The sequence below is a fragment of the Rhodanobacter sp. B04 genome (assembly GCF_002001125.1).
Taxonomy (GTDB): Bacteria; Pseudomonadota; Gammaproteobacteria; order Xanthomonadales; family Rhodanobacteraceae; genus Rhodanobacter.
Genome location: NZ_MUNV01000011.1, coordinates 229,242 through 245,101 on the forward strand (window position 1 = coordinate 229,242; position 15,860 = coordinate 245,101).

Here is a 15,860-nt window from a genome sequence, read left to right on the forward strand (position 1 = left end):
ACATGGTCACGCTCCAATCCCGCACGGCTGTGACGCTTGCGCGTCTGCTGCAGGGGAGCACTGGATCGGTTGGACAGCCGCAAGCCGCTCAGGGAGGGCGGTGACTACGTATCGCATGGACTCGCGCCTCAACTGTCATCCAAATCAAAAGGACTTAAACATGAAAGATCGTTGCGGGTTGTCCGTTGCCGTCAAGGCGGCACTTTTCGCCTCGGTATTCTGTGCCGGCTGTGCCGGCGTTTCTGCACAAACTCTCGCCGATGAAGGCAGTCAAGCCACAACCGCCGTCACCCAGACGCTGGTCGTCGAACCGGACCAGGGCCTCACGCCCATCTACAACCTGATCCAGTCGGCCAAGTCCAGCATCGACATGACGATGTACGAGCTGGTCGATACGCAGGCTTCGGGCCTGCTCTGCACCGCCGCCGAGAACGGCATCAACGTGCGCGTGATCCTCGACCAGAACCTCGAGAAAAGTAACAACCAGGCGGCCTACACCCAGCTGAAGGGCTGCGGTGTGAACGTGGTCTGGGCATGGACCAAATACGCAGCCACCCATCAGAAGACCATCACCATCGACGACACCACCAGTGCGGTGATGACGCTCAACCTGACCAGCCGCTACTACAGCACCACCCGCGACTTTGCGGTGATCGAGAACGATCCAGGCGATGTCGCCGCGATCGAAAGCACGTTCAACGCCGACTTCAAGGCCCAGACGATCACGCCGCCGGTGGGTGACGATCTGGTCTGGAGCCCGACGGTATCCAAGACCGACCTGGTCAACCTGATCAATGGGGCGAAGGACAGCCTGCTGATCGAGAACGAGGAAATGAGCTACAGCACCATCGTCACCGCGCTGGAGAATGCGGCCAAGCGCGGGGTCAAGGTGACCGTGTGCATGACCAACGACGACAACGACTACCAGAGCGAATTCGAAGCTCTCACCAAAGCCGGCGTGAAGATCAGCACCTATCCGGATACGGCCACGGGGCTGTACATACACGCCAAGGTGATCGTGGCCGACTACGGCACCTCGACCGCGAAGGCCTTTGTGGGATCGGAGAACTTCTCCTCGGCCTCGCTGACGGAGAACCGGGAACTTGGGCTGATCACCACCACGGCAGCCATCCTGACCCAGCTCAATACCACCCTCAGCAGTGACTATGCAGGTGGCACGCCCTGGACCAAGTCGTAAACCCGTCGTCGAAGCGCATGGTGTGCAAACATCATGCGCTTCGACGTATCCACCGGTGGATGCCGATACGCCGTAGCCGGCCCGTGTATCCGTACTGGCTGTCATCCTCGCAGGCGAGTCGGCGTTACTATGGAGGCTGGATGAACTTATCCATCGAATCCTTCAAGGGAAATACACATGCACGGCTTGTTCTGGAAATCTGTGCGGTCGCTGCTGTTGCCTGCACTGCTGGCCGGAATGTTCGGAGCGCCTTCGATGGGGGCTGCGGCAACCGATGGAGTCTCTGCGCCCAAGAGTGCGGATACGGCGCCTAGCGATGCCGACCTAGCGTCGACCAAGTGTGCGATCGGCGAGGAACGCTTTCTTCCCGGCGATTATTTCTATTGCCTGGCGACGCTGAGTTATGGCGAACAGCACTACGGCTACGCACAGAAATTCTTCCAGGAGGCGGCTGGCTGGGGCAGCAAGCCGGCGCAATACGTGCTCGGCATCATGGCGCTGAATGGCGACCACCAGCCGGTGAACCGCCCGCTGGCGCTGGCCTGGCTGACGCTGGCGGCGGAACGGCCGCGATCCAGTTTCGGGCAGGCTTATCAATCGGCCTATGCCCATGCCACGGTGGCCGAGCGCCAGGCCGCCGAATCGCTGCTGGCGAAACTTCGCCCGGTCTATGCCGATGCCACCGCAGCGGTACGTGCCGAGAAACGCTACACGCAAGGCATGGCCCAGCTCGCGCATGCGAATGCCGGCGAGGGCAATTACTGCTTGGAGGGCCTGACGACACCGGCGGACCCGGCGCCCGATCCCCAGCAATGCCTGCCGATGCAGACGATGGTCGATGCGATCGATAAGCAAGCCGCGATCGTGTTCGACGGCTGGTCCGGGCACGTGAGCGTCGGTGCGTTGCAACAGGTGGCCGCACCCGCAACGAATGCGCCGCGTCCGGTGAAGTGATGCGTTGACCGTTCGCGCAGATATCTGGTCTGCCGCATCCGGCTCGAAGCTCGCATGGCGTCGTTTGCGGCCGAGCGAGTGACCGGAATCGATGCAAGCATGGCGTGTGCCTGTACGATCCGGAGGAAGGGCGCGGCTTCACGCTTTCTGCGGGCTCCGCATGGAACGAAAATGCAGCGATGGACAGTAGCCTTGGAGGCCCTGGCCAGCAGCATGACCGCGTTCCCGGGATGAGTGGATTGGAAGCGATGGCTGATATCGAACAGAGAATGGAAACGGACGGCGACGTCTACAAGACCCTGCTGGAGTCGACCAGGGCCATACCGTGGAAAATCGATTGGACCACGATGGGGTTCGCCTATATCGGGCCGCAGATCGAGGGTCTGCTGGGCTGGGAGCCGTCCAGTTGGGCAAGCGTGCAGGACTGGGCCGATCGCATGCATCCTGAAGACCGGGCCTGGGCCGTCGATTTTTGCGTCGCGCAATCGAAGGCCGGCGTCGATCATGAGGCCGACTATCGCGCACTGTGCAAGAACGGCGATTACGTCTGGATCCGCGATGTGGTGCACGTGGTGCGCAATGCGGATGGTTCGGTCGATTCGCTGATCGGATTCATGTTCGACATCAGCGAGCGCAAGCGGACCGAGCAGAAGCTGATCGACATGCAGAAGGAACTGGAGGAACTGTCGTACAAGGACGGGCTTACGGGCGTGGCCAACCGGCGCCGGTTCGATGCCATCATGGATACCGAATGGAACAATGCGCGGCGCAACCGGCAGCCGCTGTCGCTGGTCATGCTCGATATCGATTATTTCAAGCAGTACAACGACCACTACGGACACCTGGAGGGGGACTTGTGCCTGAAGCGGGTGGCCCATGTTCTCGGTGCCGCAGCAACGCGGGCGCGCGATTTCGTAGCCCGTTTCGGCGGCGAGGAGTTCGTGCTGGTGCTGCCCGAAACGGACGAGCGTGCCGCGCTGAAAGTGGCCGAGCGCTGTCGCGAGCTGATGGCGCTGGAACAGATTCCCCATGCCCGCTCCGGGATTGGCCCGGTGTTGACCGTCAGCCTGGGCGTGGGCACCACGATTCCGTCCGATGGCGATGAACCGCTGCCGTTTATCGAGGCGGTGGACAGGCGCCTGTACCAGGCCAAGCAGCAGGGACGGAACCGTATGGTTGCGGAGAACTAGGGGTCGGCTATTTCGTTCAATGGTGCGATAGCCAGGTTCTTTTGGCGCAGCTCGGACGATGGTAGGGGCGTTAAGTTTCTTGAATCCCAGCTGAAAACAGCAGTACGACAGAAAGATTTTCGAACGACTGCGCAGCTAGCCTGCGCGTGTTCGCCCACATCCCTGTCCGGCCATGCACGTCGTTTACGCTTTCTGGTCCGGGGTGGTGAGCTGGCTGGCCAATCGCGCGATCGTGCCTGGCCTCGCCGCGCTGCATCTCACCGCCTACGTCGATCGGCCGCGCGAGATCGCGCAATACTTCCTGTTGACCGCCGTACAGGTGGCGATCATCGCGTTCGTGTTCAGACCGATGGAAAGCCTGTGGCCGGTGGAGCATTGGGCCGATCGCCGGTTCACCGTGATCGACCGCAGCTACACGTTGATCAAGCTGTTCGGCGTGCTGCCGCTGTTCACCTATCTGGTGCTGTCGCCACTGAGTCAGTGGCTTGGCGGGAGCAGCAGCGACGATGCCGCCGGCCTGATCAGCGTGCAGGGCATGCTGCCCTGGCTGGGCCATCACCCGGTGCTGCTGTTCCTGGTCTATTACGCGATCTACGATCTCGTCTACTACCTGATCCATCGCCTGCAGCACGGCATCCCGTGGTGGTGGGCGCTGCACAGCCTGCATCACAGCCAGCGCCAGCTCAGCTGCTGGTCGAACGATCGAGACCATTATCTGGACGATCTGCTGGAGGCGTTGATCGTGGCTGCGGTCGCCTTGCTGATCGGCGTCTCGCCGACCGACTTCGCGCTGCTGGTGCTGTCCGGCGAGCTGCTGCAGAACCTCGGGCACACCAACGTGCGGCTGCGCTTCGGGCCCGTGCTGGAGAAAGTGCTGGTCGATCCGCACTATCACCGGTTGCACCACATGCGGGTGGATCCGGATCGTCCGCAATTGCACGCCTGCAACTACGCCTTCATCTTCCCGCTATGGGACATCGTTTTCGGCACCGCGCTGTTCGGCGAACCCGCGCATCCCACCGGTGTGGGTGACCCGATGGTCGATGCCGACAACCGGCGCGGCATCGTTGCCCAACAGCTGGCCACGCTGCGCCGTTTCTGGGGTGCATTTCGCCGCCGTGCCGGCTGGCGTTACGGCGAGGTGGCGTTCAACGTGAATTACGAACCGATCTCCGTGAAGGATTTCGACCTGCACGAGCTGGAGTCGAGCCACATTCCGATGGCGGCTTCGGCGCCGTCGCCAGCCCGGGTAACCGAGCCGGTGGCCGACACCGACGACCAGGGAATCTCCGTCTGATCGCTGGCTATTGCACTAAAGCCAGGTTCGGAGTGAGCTACACCCAAGGCATGGGGTGACAACACCTCGACCGTCAGGGGCAGGGTGATGAGCGAGCCGCATATCGGTTGGAGTGGGGACCGACTGCTGGAGGTGATCAGGACACAGACCGAGATTGCCAAGCTGGGTCTGGACCTGGGCGCCGTGATGACGCTGGTTGCCGAGCGTACGCAGCGGCTTACTTCGGCGACCGGTGCGGTGGTGGAGTTGGCCGAGGATGGCGAGCTGGTTTACCGGGCAGCTTCGGGTGTAGCCAGCCCACACCTGGGCCTGCGCCTGCAGCTTGCCATGAGCCTGTCGGGGCAATGCATCGAGGAGGCGCGTGCGCTGTCCTGCACCGATTCGGATACCGACGACAGGGTCAATCGCGAAGCCTGCCGCCTGATTGGTTTACGCTCGATGGTCGTGATGCCCTTGCGCCATCACGAAACCGTGGTCGGCGTGCTGAAAGTGCTGTCCGATAAGCCCGGTGCTTTCGACGACGGCGATGTGAAGATCCTGGAACTGATGTCCGAGGTGATTGCTGCGGCGATGTTCCATGCGGCCAAGTACGAGGAGAGCGAGCTGTTGTTCCAGGCAACCCATGACGCGCTCACCGGCTTGCCGAATCGTTCCCTGTTCTACGAACGTCTGCGTCATCGGCTGGCCGAGGCCCAGCGCGGGTCCGCGCCATTCGGTTTGCTCAATGTCGACATGGATGGCCTGAAGCCGATCAACGATCAGCTGGGTCATCGAGTCGGGGATGCTGCGATCAGGGAACTGGCAAGGCGCATCAAGGATGCCTGCCGCGCAGCCGATACGGTAGCTCGCGTGGGCGGCGACGAGTTTGGCGTGATCCTGTCCAGCATCGACGGCCGCGATGGTGCCAGGCACCATGTCGAACGCCTCGCGGAACAGATCGGCCAACCCTTCGAGTTCGAATGGAAGTCCATTCCATTGGGCGCGAGTATCGGTCTGGCGATCTACCCGGATGATGGCGAGGAGCTCAATCACCTGCTCGACAAGGCGGATCAATCGATGTACGTCGCCAAACGGGCGAAGCTGAAGCCGTTGCTGCGCTGACTCGCCCGATCTTGCGCGCTGTCGTCATCTGCGAAGCCTTTCACCATCAGCAAGAGGCCCCGCATCCGCGAGGCCTCTTCGTATCGATCCTGCCGTCTGCTGTGGCGTATTAAGCCTCGGTTTCTTCCTTGTATGCATCCACCGGGATGCAGGCACACATGATGTTCTTGTCGCCGTAGACATTGTCCACGCGTGCCACCGGCGACCAGTACTTCTGCAGCTTCAGGCTGGGCAGCGGGAAGGCGGCCAGTTCACGCGGGTAGGCGTGGGTCCACTCGCTGCCACTGACCATGGTGGCGGTATGCGGGGCGTTCTTCAGCGGGTTGTCCTCGCGATCGAGCTTGCCGTCTTCGATCGCGCGGATCTCGTCGCGGATCTGGATCATCGCGTCGATGAAGCGGTCCAGTTCGTGCTGCGATTCGCTCTCGGTCGGCTCGACCATCAGCGTGCCGGCGACCGGGAAGCTCAAGGTCGGCGCGTGGAAGCCGAAGTCGATCAGGCGCTTGGCGACATCCTCGGCGCCGATGCCGGTAGCGTCCTTGAGCGGGCGCAGGTCGAGGATGCACTCGTGCGCGACCAAGCCGTTACGGCCGGTGTACAGGGTCGGGTAGTGCGGTGCCAGCCGCTTGGCGATGTAGTTGGCGTTGAGCAGGGCGACTTGCGTTGCCTTGCGTAGGCCTTGCTGGCCCATCAACGTGATGTACATCCACGAGATCGGCAGGATCGAAGCGGAACCGTAGCTGGCGGCGCTGACCATGCCGACCGTGCCTTCGCCGTTCAGCGTCCTGGGCAGGAACGGTGCGAGATGCGACTTCACCGCACACGGGCCGACGCCCGGGCCACCGCCGCCGTGCGGAATGCAGAAGGTCTTGTGCAGGTTGAGGTGCGATACGTCCGAGCCCCATTTGCCGGGCTTGGCCACGCCGACCAGCGCGTTCATGTTGGCGCCGTCGGTGTACACCTGACCGCCGTGCGCATGCACGATCTCGCAGATCGCGACGATGTCTTCCTCGAACACGCCGTGCGTGGACGGGTAGGTGATCATCAGCGCGGCGAGGCGGTCGCTGTATTTCTCGGCGGCGCGACGGATGTCTTCCACATCGACGTTGCCGTTGGCATCGCACTTGGTCACCACCACCGTCATGCCGCACATCTGGGCGGAGGCCGGGTTGGTGCCGTGGGCGGATTCGGGGATCAGGCAGATGTCGCGATGATCTTCATTGCGCGAGCGATGGTAGGCGCGGATCGCCAGCAGGCCGGCGTATTCGCCCTGCGCGCCGGAGTTCGGCTGCAGGCTGACCGCGTCGTAGCCGGTGCACTCGACCAGCATCGCTTCCAGGCCGTCGATCAGCTCCTTGTAGCCCCTCGTCTGCGACACTGGTGCCAGCGGGTGGATGTTGCCGAACTCGGGCCAGGTTACCGGGATCATCTCGGCGGTGGCGTTGAGCTTCATGGTGCAACTGCCCAGCGGGATCATCGTGCGATCCATCGCCAGATCCTTGTCGGCCAGCGCGCGCATGTAGCGCAGCAGCTCGTGCTCGCTGTGATGCGTGTTGAACACCGGATGCTGCAGGAACGCGCTCTTGCGCACGAGCGCCGTCGGCAGTGCGTCCGGCGTGGCGGCATCCAGCTCGTCGATGTCGTCGATGCACGCGCCGAACAAGGCGGCGAGGGCGCTCACGTCGGCGCGCGTGGTGGTTTCGTCGAGGCTGATGCCGACGCTCTCGCCATGGATCTGGCGCAGGTTGATGCCGGCCGCCTCGGCCTTGGCGAGCAGGGCGTCGGCGTCGACGTTCACCACATGCAGGGTGTCGAAGAAATCCGGACCCACGGTGTGACCGGCCTGGCGCAGCGATGCGGCCAGGATCGAGGCGAGGCGATGCGTGCGGCGCGCAATGCGGGCCAGGCCTTCCGGACCGTGGTACACGGCATACATGCTGGCCATCACCGCCAACAGCACCTGTGCGGTGCAGATGTTGGAAGTGGCCTTCTCGCGGCGGATGTGCTGCTCGCGGGTCTGCAGGGTAAGGCGGTAGGCGTGCTTGCCCTCGGCATCCAGCGAGACGCCGATCAGGCGGCCCGGCATCGAACGCTTGTACGCGTCGCGGCAGGCCATGAAGGCGGCGTGCGGGCCACCGTTGCCGAACGGCACGCCGAAGCGCTGGCTGTTGCCGACCACGATGTCAGCGCCCCATTCGCCCGGCGCGGCAATCAAGGTCAGCGCGAGCAGGTCGGTGGCGACGGCGACCAGGCCACCGCGCGCATGCACGGCAGCGGCAATTGCCTGGTAATCGTTGACGGTGCCGAAGGTGTTCGGATACTGCAGCAGCACGCCGAAGGAATCGAGGTTCAGCGCATCGGCGTCGTTGCCGATCACCAGTTCGATGCCCAGCGGTTCGGCGCGGGTGCGGATCACTTCCAGCGTCTGCGGATGCACGCCGTTCGACACGAAGAACGTGTTGCTCTTGGACTTGCACGAGCGCTTGGCCAGCGTCATCGCCTCGGCGGCGGCGGTGGCTTCGTCCAGCAGCGAGGCGTTGGCGATCTCCATGCCGGTGAGGTCGGCGCACATCGTCTGGAAATTGATCAGCGCCTCCATGCGGCCCTGCGAGATCTCCGCCTGATACGGCGTGTACGCCGTGTACCAGGCCGGATTCTCCAGGATGTTGCGCAGGATGACGTTCGGCGTATGGGTACCGTAATAACCCTGGCCGATGAAGCTCTTGAGCACCTGGTTCTTGTCCGCGATGGTGCGGATCTTGGCCAGTGCCTCGACCTCGGTGATTGCTTTCGGCAGGGCCAACGGAGCGGGTGACTTGATCTTGCCAGGCACGATCGCGTCGGTCATCGACTCCAGCGAATCGTGGCCGATGACTCGCAGCATCTGCGCGATCTCGGCATCGTTGGGACCGATGTGGCGCTCGATGAAGGCGTGATGGTGCTCGAGGTCGCGCAGGGAAGGCTTGGCAGGCGTACTCATAGGGGCAGGGTTCATGACGGGCGTCCGGAAATGGCCGATAAGGGCCGGGCGTGCGTGCCGCACGTGGGGCGCCCCTCTGTCCTTTTGCCTGAGAGTTTGGAGACGCGGATACGTCTCGTGCACCTTCGGCGGCGGATTCAACCGCTCTCTCCAGAGTGTTTACGCGTGATGGTGTGGGGCCTGAGCGATTACGGGCGTTGCGTCTTCGGCAGCGGCTGCGCCCGGTCAAGGGCCATCCGCTTCTCCCACCAAGCGTTTACCGCGACAATTATACAGGCCTTGTGACGTCGTGTCGGCGTTTTGCTGGCGAGCCGGAAGGAGTATCGGCGGGGCCATGCCCAGTTGCAGCTGGTTGGCAGCTGGCACGTTGAAAACAAGCATGTGAAAGGCGTCAGAAAACCCAGTCTCATGTGACATCATCGTGCGGACAAGGCCAATGCACCGAGGCTGCCTGGATGGCTGTGCGTAGAAAATGCCTGTTCCTTGCGTTGGCCTTGCTGGTGCTGTATTTCCTGCTGCCGGCGCTGTTGCTTCGTTTCGCGATCGATCAGCTGGCGTTTGCCGCCCAGACAAGTGCTGCTACCCATGAAGACCAACGTTACGAGGTGAAAGTTGGCAGCGGCAGATCGGTCGTCGTCAGACGCTACGGGTCGGCGAATGCAGCATGCGTCATCTTCTTTCCGGGTCAGCACGGCGGCATCGGAACGTACGAACGTACGTTGTTCCCGCAGATCGAGGGTGCGGGTGCTGTGGTCTACGCCGTGTCCTATCCAGGACAGGATGGTGCCGCCGGTTCAAGTCGTCTGCGCTGGTTGAGCGGGGACGTGGCGGTTGCGATGGATTTCATTGGGCGCAAGACATCTTGCATTCCGGCGCAATCGGTCTTCGTCGGCCGTTCGCTGGGAGCTACGGTCGCCTTGGTAGAAGCCGAGCGTTTTTCTCCCCGTGGCGTTCTGCTTGATGGTGTTTCACCCGATCTTGCCGGAGTTGTCCATGCGTGGTTCGAGCGGCACCCGCTGGCCATCGGTTGGAGGCTGCTTCCGGTTCGCCTGTTGCTGGCGGACGACTTCGCACTGGTTGATATCGTGGCAAAGCTTCCAGCAACGCCGGTCGTCATTTTTCAGGGAATGGCCGACCGGGTGACGCCGTTTGAGTCGATGCGGATCTGGGTCTCTGCAAACCCTGCCATCCGATTTGTCCCGATTCCAGGCGCCAGCCATGAAAACGCGTACAGGCTCGGTCGCGCCAGTTACCTCGAGTCGCTTAAAGATTTACTGAGCGCCAAGGTCGCAAGCCATTGTCCGGATTGAATCCTGCGGACAAGCTTCAGCCGGGACCGTCGCGTTATGCTTGCAGCCAGCGTGCCACTGTCGGGTAAGAACCACCATGATCCGCATCGGCGAAATCGACCATGTGGTACTGCGCGCCATCGACATCGTGGCGATGCAACGCTTCTACTGCGACGTTCTGGGCTGCCGCGAGGAGCGCCGGCAGGATGAGATCGGCCTGGTGCAGCTGCGTGCCGGTGCATCCTTGATCGATCTGGTCAGCATCGGTGGCCAGATCGGCCGGCACGGTGGCGCCGCGCCAGGTGGCGAAGGCCACAACATGGATCATCTGTGCCTGCGCGTGGAGGGTTACGATGAGCCGGCCATCCTTGCGCATCTGAAGGCGCATGACGTGCGTATCGGCGAACTGGGTTCACGCTACGGCGCTCAGGGTGAAGGTCCGTCGATCTACCTGTATGACCCGCAGGGCAACATGATCGAACTTAAGGGACCGCCTGCGTCGTGATGCTTTCAGGGTCGTGAGCGCTACGCTTCCCGACTTTGCTGAACCCTGAAAGGACGAAAGCCGCCTTGAGGGCGGCCTTCCTGACTTCAATCGAAGCCGTAAAAAACGAAAGCCGCCTTGAAAGGCGGCCTTCGTCTACAATTGGTGCCCAGGAGAGGACTCGAACCTCCACGGAGTTGCCCCCGCTAGCACCTGAAGCTAGTGCGTCTACCAATTCCGCCACCTGGGCAGGTGTCACACCGCTCTGCGAGCTGCGTGAGCCGCGTAATTTAGGCATCTGTCGGCGGCTTGTCAACACTTTTTCACATTTCGTTCTTTCACACCCAATCATCGTGTCGTGTCATTCTCCGCGCCGCGCATACCACAAGGATATTTAGTGACCAGAAAAACTCCCCCGCAGTCCGGCAAAGGGTCGGACTCATCCGCACGCAAAGGCCCGGTGAAAACCGCCGGCAAGAAACAGCGCCCCGACGCGCCTACCGCACCACGACGCAACAAGGCTGCCGCAGGCGCCGTGCGCGACCCCCATGCCGATCGCGAGGCGCAGCGTTATGCGCGCCCGATCCCCAGCCGCGAGGCGATTCTTGCCTTGCTTGAAGAACGTGGCGAATTGCTTACCGAGGCACGCATCGCCGAGGCGCTGGAAATTCACCAGGAAGACGACCTCGACGCATTGCGCAAGCGACTCGGTGCGATGGTGCGCGACGGCCAGCTCCTGCTGGGCCGGCGCGGTGGCTATGCGCCGACGCAGAAACTCGACCTGATTGCCGGCCGCGTGCTGGCCAACGCCGAGGGTTACGGCTTCCTGCGCCCGGACGAAGGTGGCGACGATCTGTATCTGTCACCGCAGCAGATGCGCGCGGTGATGCACGGCGATCGCGTGCTGGCCAGCGTGGTCGGCATCGACCGCCGAGGCCGCAAGCAGGGTGCGATTGCCGAAGTGCTGGAGCGGCGTTCGTCGCGGCTGGTCGGCAGGGTGGTGATCGAAAACGGCGTGACCCTGGTGGCGCCGGACGATCGCCGCCTGAACCAGGACGTGATGATCAAGCCGGGGCAGGAGCAGGGCGCGCGCTCCGGCCAGATCGTGGTGGTCGAGATCACCGATCCGCCGACACCGCATCGTGGCCCGATGGGTGAGATCCGCGCGGTGCTGGGCGAGCGCCTGCAGCCGTCGCTGGTGGTGGAGATGGCGATTGCCAGCTACGACCTGCCGCACGAATGGCCGGCAGAAGTGCTGCGCGATGCCGCGCTGGTCGAGCCGGTGGTGACTGCCGCCGAGCGCGAGGGCCGCACCGATATCCGCAAGCTGCCGCTGGTGACGATCGACGGCGCCGATGCGCGCGACTTCGATGATGCGGTGTATGCCGAACCGAAGCGTGGTGGTGGTTGGCGCTTGATCGTGGCGATTGCCGACGTGTCGCACTACGTGCAGGTTGGCAACGCATTGGACAAGGAAGCCTATGAGCGCAGCACCTCGACCTATTTCCCGGGTTTCGTGGTGCCGATGCTGCCGGAGACGCTGTCCAACGGCATCTGCTCGCTCAACCCGCAGGTCGAGCGGCTGTGCATGGTCTGCGACATGCTGGTCGACGCCGAAGGCAACGTGACCAAGTCGAAGTTCTACGACGCGGTGATGCTGTCCCATGCGCGGCTTACTTACGACAAGGTGTGGCAGGCGGTGGGGCTGAGGGAGGCCGATGCGCGCCACGAAGTGGCCGACGTGCTGCCGCAACTGGAAAACCTGCATGCGCTGTACAAGGCGATGGCGCAGCAGCGCAAGCGCCGCGGCGCGATCGATTTCGAGACGCCGGAAGTGAAGTTCCGCCTCGACCAGACCGGCAGCGTGGAGTCGATGGGCGCCACCGAGCGCAACGACGCGCACAAGCTGATCGAGGAATGCATGATCGCCGCGAACGTGCAGGCGGCACTGTTCCTTGAGAAGAAGAAGATCCCCGCGCTGTTCCGCGCGCATGAGCCGCCGCCGGCGGAGAAGTACGAAGACCTGCAGCAGTTCCTGCGCGAGTTCAAGCTGCGCATGCCGCCGGTGGAAGATGTCACGCCGGCCGATTTCTCCGAAATCCTGCGCATGGTGCATGACCGCCCCGAGCGCGAGCTGATCCAGAACGTGTTGCTGCGCTCGCAGAGCATGGCGGCCTACCAGCCGGACAATCGTGGCCACTTCGGCCTGGCGCTGCAGGCGTATGCGCACTTCACCTCGCCGATCCGCCGTTACCCGGATCTGCTGGTGCATCGCGCGATCCGCTACGCGCTGACCAACGGCAAGCCGGCCGACTACACCTACAGCCCGGCCGAGATGTCGGCGATGGCGATCCATTGTTCGCAGCGCGAGCGCCGCGCCGAAGAGGCCGAGCGCGATGTGGACGAGCGCTTCAAGTGCGCGTGGATGGAGAAGCACATCGGCAGCGAGTTCGAGGGCGTGGTGACTGGCGTCACCTCGTTCGGCCTGTTCGTGGAGCTGGACGAATCGAAGGTGTCCGGCCTGGTGCACATCAGCCAGCTCGCCAACGATTACTACCACTTCGACGCGACCCGCAAGCTGCTGAAGGGCGAGCGCACCGGCGCGCAGTTCCGCCTGGGCGACCACGTGCGTATCCAGGTGCTGCGCGCCAGCCTGGAGGATCGCAAGATCGACTTCCGACTGGTCTCGCCGCGCACGCCGGTTGCGCCGCCGACAGGCAGCGGCAAAGCCTATGACTATGCGGCCAGTGGTGAGCGTTACTCGTTGCCGAAGAAAGCTGCCGCACCGGTCAAGGCTCAAGGCATGTTCGGCCGGGCGGCCAAGGCGATCGGTCGCGCATTCGGCCGGCGCGATGCCGTGGTGCCGGAAGCGCCCGTACTGAGCGATAATCCGCCACCGCGTCCGCGCGCCCCCGCACGGCATGACGATGGCGGCAATCGTCCTCGTCACGCACCTGCACCGGCCAGGTCGGCGCAGGGCCAGCCGAGCCGTGGCAAACGACAGGGGCCGGCGGCAAAGGCGGCACCGACATCGACCCCCGCGAGCGGCGGCAAGAAGCGCAGCGGACGCAAACCGAAACCGAAAGGCAAGTCATGAGTGAGAGCTGGATCGTCGGCATCAATCCCGTCGAAGGTGCGCTGAGCAACGACGCCGAGCGCGTGCGCGAGCTGGTGGTCGAACACGGCCAGCGCAATGCGCGGGTGCTGGAACTGGCCGAGCACGCCAAGGCGCTGAAGATCACGGTGAACCATCGTCCACGCGAGCAGCTGGACAAGCTCGCCGGCGAGGCGCGCCACCAGGGCGTGGCAGCGCTGTACGAAGCGCCGCCGATGGCGCATGAAAACGACCTGGCGGCGTTGATGGAGCGCGACGGCGGCGACACGCTGGTGCTGGTGCTCGATGGCGTCACCGATCCGCACAATCTCGGTGCCTGCCTGCGCAGCGCGGCGGCGTCGAAAGTCACCGCGGTGATCGTGCCGAAGGATCGCGCCGTGGGCCTGACGCCGGTCGTGCGCCGCGCCTCGGCTGGCGGCGCCGATCGGGTGCCGCTGATCGCGGTGACCAATCTGGCGCGCACGCTGCGCGGGTTGAAGGACGCAGGCGTGTGGATCACCGGCCTGGCCGGCGACACCGATACCTCGATCTATGGCGTGGACTTCAAGGGCCCGGTGGCACTGGTGCTGGGCGGCGAAGGCGAGGGCATCCGCCGGCTGACCCGCGAGCTATGCGATTTCGTGGCGAAGATCCCGATGCCGGGCACGATGGAGAGCCTCAACGTCTCGGTCGCCACCGGCGTGGTGCTGTTCGAGGCCTTGCGCCAGCGGAGTGCGAAGCGATGAACCTGTTCTGGTACGACTGGGCCGGCTATATCGGCGTGGCGCTGGTGCTGCTGGCGTTTTTCCTGCTGCAGGAACGCAAGCTGCAAGGCAATGGCCTGGTCTATCAGCTGATGAATATCCTGGGCGCGATCGGGGTGATGCTGTCGCTCTGCTTCGGCAATTTCAACCTGGCGGCTTTCATCATGCAGGTGGCCTGGTTGCTGATCGGCAGCTACGGCATCGTGCGCGATGTGAAGCGGCGTCGCCAGGCAGGCGGTCTGTCGTCGTAGCGGTATGCGCTGCGCGGGGACGACCCGGCGTACTTTTCCATCGCGGGGACGGCCCTGCCACACAGAGGAGCGCCGACATGGCGTGGATCTATCTGCTGCTGGCCGGCCTGTTCGAAGTGGCCTGGGCGATCGGCCTGAAGTACACCGAAGGCTTTGCCCGGCTGTGGCCGACGGTCGGCACGGTGACGGCGATGGTGATCAGCATCGTGCTGCTGGCGATGGCGGTGAAGACGCTGCCGATCGGCACCGCCTATGCGATCTGGACCGGCATCGGCGCGGTTGGCGCGGTGGCCTTCGGCATCGTGCTGTTCGGCGATCCGGCGACCATCGCGCGGCTGCTGTGCGTCGCGTTGATCGTGATCGGCATCGTCGGGCTCAAGCTTGCCGCCGGTCCGTAGCAGCGCACCGTGTTGTGGACAGGGTGGATTCCCGCGGAGCGGGTATGGCGCTAGTCGCCCAGCTTGGTCATTTCCGGATTCGAGGTGAGGTCGCCCTTGCTGCGCTGCTTGGTCAGCGGCTCGCCGGTGACCTGGAACCACACGTTCTCGGCGATGTTGGTGGCGTGGTCGCCGATGCGCTCGATGTTCTTGGCCATGAACAGCAGGTGCGTGCACGGGGTGATGTTGCGCGGGTCTTCCATCATGTAGGTGAGCAGCTGGCGGAAGTAGCCGGTATAGGCCTCGTCCAGCACCACGTCGTCCTTCCACACCTGGTATGCGCGCTCGGCATCGCGGTCGCGATAGGCCTGCAGCACCTCGCGGACTTCGGCGGCGGCCAGCTCGGCCAGGTAACCCAGGCCACCGACCGGGCCTACCGGAGCAACCATCGACAACGGAATCGAGCGCTTGGCCACGTTGGCGGCGTAGTCACCGATGCGTTCGATGTCGGCAGCGATGCGCAGGGCGGCGAACACGTTGCGCAGGTCGCCGGCCATCGGCGCGCGCAGTGCCAGCAGGCGCACCACGTCGTGGCTGATGTCCTGTTCGAGCTGGTCGATCGCGTCGTCGTTGTGAACGACATGCTGGGCGGCACGCTCGTCGCGACGTTCGACCACGTCGATCGCCGCCTCCAGCTGGCTTACCGACAATTCGCCCATGCGCACGATCTCGCCGGTGAGCCGGGTCAGTTCGTCGTCGTAGCTCTTGATGATGTGTTCTTTGCTGCTGCCGCTCATGGTGTGCCTCGTAGGGTTGGAGCAGGAACGGGGAGCGGTGAACATGCAGCTTGTCGCGAGCTTGCCGTTCCCTGTTCCCCGCTT

13 protein-coding genes, 1 tRNA gene and 1 riboswitch are annotated in these 15,860 nt (G+C 63.7%); of the genes, 11 read left to right on the forward strand and 3 right to left on the reverse strand.

Annotated features, from left to right (window positions below; genetic code table 11):
• Nucleotides 1-160: 160 nt before the first annotated feature.
• The 5 genes from B0E46_RS10410 (at nucleotide 161) to B0E46_RS10430 (ending at nucleotide 5,740) form a co-directional block, all read left to right on the forward strand.
• Entirely contained in the window at nucleotides 161-1,198 is a 1,038-nt protein-coding gene (locus B0E46_RS10410) for a phospholipase D-like domain-containing protein (protein WP_168171181.1), read from the forward strand.
• A 177-nt stretch (nucleotides 1,199-1,375) separates the two neighbouring features.
• Complete coding sequence (locus B0E46_RS10415; RefSeq protein ID WP_077555709.1) at nucleotides 1,376-2,152, forward strand: hypothetical protein; 777 nt, start codon at nucleotides 1,376-1,378, stop codon at nucleotides 2,150-2,152.
• Between the two features lie 248 nt (nucleotides 2,153-2,400).
• Complete coding sequence (locus B0E46_RS10420) at nucleotides 2,401-3,342, forward strand: sensor domain-containing diguanylate cyclase (RefSeq protein ID WP_077555710.1); 942 nt, start codon at nucleotides 2,401-2,403, stop codon at nucleotides 3,340-3,342.
• 172 nt (nucleotides 3,343-3,514) lie between these two features.
• Entirely contained in the window at nucleotides 3,515-4,639 is a 1,125-nt protein-coding gene (locus B0E46_RS10425; RefSeq protein ID WP_077555711.1) for a sterol desaturase family protein, read from the forward strand.
• Nucleotides 4,640-4,726: 87 nt separating this feature from the next.
• Entirely contained in the window at nucleotides 4,727-5,740 is a 1,014-nt protein-coding gene (locus B0E46_RS10430; RefSeq protein WP_077555712.1) for a sensor domain-containing diguanylate cyclase, read from the forward strand.
• Nucleotides 5,741-5,849: 109 nt separating this feature from the next.
• Here the strand turns inward: B0E46_RS10430 and gcvP are convergent, their stop codons facing one another.
• Nucleotides 5,850-8,720 carry an aminomethyl-transferring glycine dehydrogenase gene (gene gcvP / locus B0E46_RS10435; RefSeq protein ID WP_077555713.1) on the reverse strand — a complete coding sequence of 957 codons (2,871 nt, stop codon included), beginning with the start codon at nucleotides 8,718-8,720 and terminating at the stop codon, nucleotides 5,850-5,852.
• A gap of 66 nt (nucleotides 8,721-8,786) precedes the next feature.
• A riboswitch (glycine riboswitch) is annotated at nucleotides 8,787-8,884 on the reverse strand.
• Nucleotides 8,885-9,175: 291 nt separating this feature from the next.
• Here gcvP and B0E46_RS10440 point away from each other — a divergent pair.
• Both B0E46_RS10440 and B0E46_RS10445 read left to right on the forward strand, forming a co-directional pair.
• Nucleotides 9,176-10,030, forward strand: a complete 855-nt coding sequence (locus tag B0E46_RS10440; protein ID WP_077555714.1) for an alpha/beta hydrolase — start codon at nucleotides 9,176-9,178, stop codon at nucleotides 10,028-10,030.
• Nucleotides 10,031-10,106: 76 nt separating this feature from the next.
• Nucleotides 10,107-10,514, forward strand: a complete 408-nt coding sequence (locus B0E46_RS10445; RefSeq protein WP_077555715.1) for a VOC family protein — start codon at nucleotides 10,107-10,109, stop codon at nucleotides 10,512-10,514.
• Between the two features lie 142 nt (nucleotides 10,515-10,656).
• Here the strand turns inward: B0E46_RS10445 and B0E46_RS10450 are convergent.
• A tRNA-Leu gene (locus tag B0E46_RS10450) sits at nucleotides 10,657-10,743 on the reverse strand.
• Between the two features lie 285 nt (nucleotides 10,744-11,028).
• On the opposite strand from B0E46_RS10450, the gene rnr reads away from it, so the two are divergent.
• The 4 genes from rnr to sugE all read left to right on the forward strand — a co-directional run bounded on the left by rnr (nucleotide 11,029) and on the right by sugE (nucleotide 15,000).
• Complete coding sequence (rnr, locus tag B0E46_RS10455; RefSeq protein WP_139350509.1) at nucleotides 11,029-13,590, forward strand: ribonuclease R; 2,562 nt, start codon at nucleotides 11,029-11,031, stop codon at nucleotides 13,588-13,590.
• Nucleotides 13,587-14,333, forward strand: a complete 747-nt coding sequence (rlmB, locus tag B0E46_RS10460) for a 23S rRNA (guanosine(2251)-2'-O)-methyltransferase RlmB (RefSeq protein WP_077555717.1) — start codon at nucleotides 13,587-13,589, stop codon at nucleotides 14,331-14,333. The genes rnr and rlmB overlap by 4 nt, the downstream gene beginning before the upstream one ends.
• Nucleotides 14,330-14,602 carry a hypothetical protein gene (locus tag B0E46_RS10465; protein ID WP_077555718.1) on the forward strand — a complete coding sequence of 91 codons (273 nt, stop codon included), beginning with the start codon at nucleotides 14,330-14,332 and terminating at the stop codon, nucleotides 14,600-14,602. The genes rlmB and B0E46_RS10465 overlap by 4 nt, the downstream gene beginning before the upstream one ends.
• Nucleotides 14,603-14,679: 77 nt before the next feature.
• Nucleotides 14,680-15,000, forward strand: coding sequence for a quaternary ammonium compound efflux SMR transporter SugE (gene sugE / locus B0E46_RS10470; RefSeq protein ID WP_077555719.1), 321 nt, complete (start codon nucleotides 14,680-14,682; stop codon nucleotides 14,998-15,000).
• Nucleotides 15,001-15,050: 50 nt separating this feature from the next.
• Here sugE and phoU read toward each other — a convergent pair whose 3' ends face one another.
• Nucleotides 15,051-15,776, reverse strand: a complete 726-nt coding sequence (gene phoU / locus B0E46_RS10475) for a phosphate signaling complex protein PhoU (protein ID WP_077555720.1) — start codon at nucleotides 15,774-15,776, stop codon at nucleotides 15,051-15,053.
• Nucleotides 15,777-15,860 lie beyond the last annotated feature (84 nt).

Coding starts and splice junctions, on each gene's coding strand:
- B0E46_RS10410 (WP_168171181.1), top strand. CDS start 161: ATGAAAGATCGTTGCGGGTTGTCCGTTGCCGTCAAGGCGGCACTTTTC.
- B0E46_RS10415 (WP_077555709.1), top strand. CDS start 1,376: ATGCACGGCTTGTTCTGGAAATCTGTGCGGTCGCTGCTGTTGCCTGCA.
- B0E46_RS10420 (WP_077555710.1), top strand. CDS start 2,401: ATGGCTGATATCGAACAGAGAATGGAAACGGACGGCGACGTCTACAAG.
- B0E46_RS10425 (WP_077555711.1), top strand. CDS start 3,515: ATGCACGTCGTTTACGCTTTCTGGTCCGGGGTGGTGAGCTGGCTGGCC.
- B0E46_RS10430 (WP_077555712.1), top strand. CDS start 4,727: ATGAGCGAGCCGCATATCGGTTGGAGTGGGGACCGACTGCTGGAGGTG.
- gcvP (WP_077555713.1), bottom strand. CDS start 8,720: ATGAGTACGCCTGCCAAGCCTTCCCTGCGCGACCTCGAGCACCATCAC.
- B0E46_RS10440 (WP_077555714.1), top strand. CDS start 9,176: ATGGCTGTGCGTAGAAAATGCCTGTTCCTTGCGTTGGCCTTGCTGGTG.
- B0E46_RS10445 (WP_077555715.1), top strand. CDS start 10,107: ATGATCCGCATCGGCGAAATCGACCATGTGGTACTGCGCGCCATCGAC.
- rlmB (WP_077555717.1), top strand. CDS start 13,587: ATGAGTGAGAGCTGGATCGTCGGCATCAATCCCGTCGAAGGTGCGCTG.
- B0E46_RS10465 (WP_077555718.1), top strand. CDS start 14,330: ATGAACCTGTTCTGGTACGACTGGGCCGGCTATATCGGCGTGGCGCTG.
- sugE (WP_077555719.1), top strand. CDS start 14,680: ATGGCGTGGATCTATCTGCTGCTGGCCGGCCTGTTCGAAGTGGCCTGG.
- phoU (WP_077555720.1), bottom strand. CDS start 15,776: ATGAGCGGCAGCAGCAAAGAACACATCATCAAGAGCTACGACGACGAA.